Here is a 2192-nt window from a genome sequence, read left to right as displayed (position 1 = left end):
TAACCTTTTCCACTCTTGCAATGGGCTTGGTGGAGATGGTGGAGTTATATTGACTACGGGTTGAGGGTTTGGCTTCACAACTGGTAGTTGGGGCGATCGCACAGGTTGAGATGCAGGTACTCTAACGATGCGCTCAACTGTGACTGTCCGAGGTACGTAAGCTGTTGGTGGGGGCGTTGCGATCGCTCTTTCTGTACCTCTGGAAGAAACTGACGGTTGTTGTAAAGGTACTGTAGACGCTGATTTGGCAGTTCTAAGCTGTTGTTGGGCGGCTTTCACCATCTCTGCTTGTTCAGTCAGGGCTAATTTCGTCTTCAGAGTATCTACTTCGCCTGCTAGTTGTTGAGAGGTAGATTCATCAGTTGGCTGTTCAGGCACTTGTGGAGCAACAATAGTTTTTGGCTTTTCAGTGCCGGGCATCAACTGGGACAAAACCACACCACCCACCAAAACGATCGCAAAGGTAGCAGCTCCTACCAAGCCTAACTTTGCAAAGGGATTAGATGAGAGCGGTTGCTTTGTCTGAACATCTTGTGGAAGAGATAGCGATTCTTGTGGAGTTGCAGAGTCTTCTGATCCTTGGGTATCGGGAGAAGATTCTTCTTCAAAGCCGACTAACCTTGACATCCGCGATTCCCAATCAAAAGATTCTACATCTTGTTGGTGAGCCTCGGTGTTTAGAGTAAATCCATTCTGAGCAGGTGTTTCCGCAGGAGTTGAGTATTTAGTCATGGTAAAGCTTGGTTGGGATTTCTAGAACAATTTTTATCTTTGATATCACATACATTATAAATTTCTAGTCTGGCTTCACCAAGGCGGTAAGCTGCGAACTGCAATGGTAGTCCTGCATTTGGTAGGGAAGTTGCGGGTTCATCTATTGCTCTAACTAAAATTTGTTTATTAAACGAAGTTGATTTTCCCAACCTATCATAACCGTTAAATACTAGTTGATTAGCAAACATCTCCACTTTCCACTGTCCATTACCTATTTCTGTAGGTTGAGAAATTTTTTGGATTACTAATACATTCTCTGCTCCTCTATTAACGTTTTCAAATTGGCTATCTGGATTTAAATTGGTAATTTCTGACTGAAGTTTTTGTTGAAAATTATCAGCTACCAATTGGGAGGTGATTTCCCAGACTTGCGTTGGCGGCTGTTGATCTGACCAGGTAAGCATTAAGCTCATAGTTTCACCCACAAACCGCCGAATAGCCTCTGGCTGTCGCTCTAAATTTGGTTGGGGGTCTACGGTTATAGTGCGACCATCAACAAGTTGCACTAAACTTTGAGGTGTGAGTTGCCGGCCTAATTGTTGTAACATAGACCCGTGAAATAGTAGTAAAAGCAAGGTAAATACATGTAACCCAAATGTCCCTACTGCTAACAGTGGCAATGGGTTATTTTTTCTATTTTCTGGTTTGAGTAATTGCATTTATATTCATATAAATTGAATTAGTGAATTAGAAATCTATAGGTCTTATTTGATTTTTTAAAAAAGCCCTCAACTCGAAAAGCCTGATTCCCTACTCCCTACTCCCCACTCCCTACTCATCTAATAAAGCTATCAGATGTTTGTCCAGGGCCGCATTCGGTAAATTTATCATTGTTAAGGTTGTTGTTGCCATCTAGCAAACATAAGTTACGAACTTCATAAATTTCTAACCTATCAGCGCGGACACTATAAATTGCCTTTTGCAAGTCTGTGCCATTGTTGCCTTGGGGATTACCAAAATAATCTGCTGCACGTACAAGTAAATCTTTGTTAAAAGGAGTTATGAGTCTTGCACCACCAACTCGGTTTTTTTGAATTAAATCGGCTACCATACCCACTCGCCACCTACCTGGTGCAATTTGTCTTGGCGGATAAACCCGCTTAATAACTAATTGTGATGTCATAGCTAGGCTGGGATTTTCAGAGAAAACTTCTTCCGGTGTCATTTCTGCAACTGTGCTTAAGAAACCTTTGCGAAAGTCTTCGGATAAGGCAAAACTAGCTATCCAACTGCTGGTACTAACTTTTTGGCTACCCCCTTGAGGTGTTTGAATAAGAACTCCTAAATCTGGTTTGGGGTTTGCAACTTCTTCAATATTTTGTACTGGTAAGGTTCCAGACCAGCTAAACATTGATATCATCGTTTTGCTGACGAATTGGCGAATTGCTTCTGGTTCTCTTGCTAAATCATCAATATTA

2 protein-coding genes and 1 pseudogene are annotated in these 2192 nt (G+C 41.8%); all 3 read right to left on the bottom strand.

The features are described from left to right. A pseudogene (locus VE944_RS06070) lies at positions 1-732 on the bottom strand (TrbI/VirB10 family protein); the annotation flags it as partial. Next, positions 729-1433, bottom strand: a complete 705-nt coding sequence (locus VE944_RS06065) for a hypothetical protein (protein ID WP_324973749.1) — start codon at positions 1431-1433, stop codon at positions 729-731. The pseudogene VE944_RS06070 and the gene VE944_RS06065, both read right to left, overlap by 4 nt. 116 nt (positions 1434-1549) lie before the next feature. Next, positions 1550-2192 (bottom strand): hypothetical protein (locus tag VE944_RS06060; RefSeq protein WP_324973746.1); only part of this gene is annotated, 643 nt, incomplete at its 5' end.

It is taken from the genome of Nostoc sp., assembly GCF_035638895.1.
GTDB lineage: Bacteria > Cyanobacteriota > Cyanobacteriia > Cyanobacteriales > Nostocaceae > Nostoc.
Note: the sequence above shows the minus strand (reverse complement) of the source record. Positions and strands in the feature narration are given on the sequence as shown.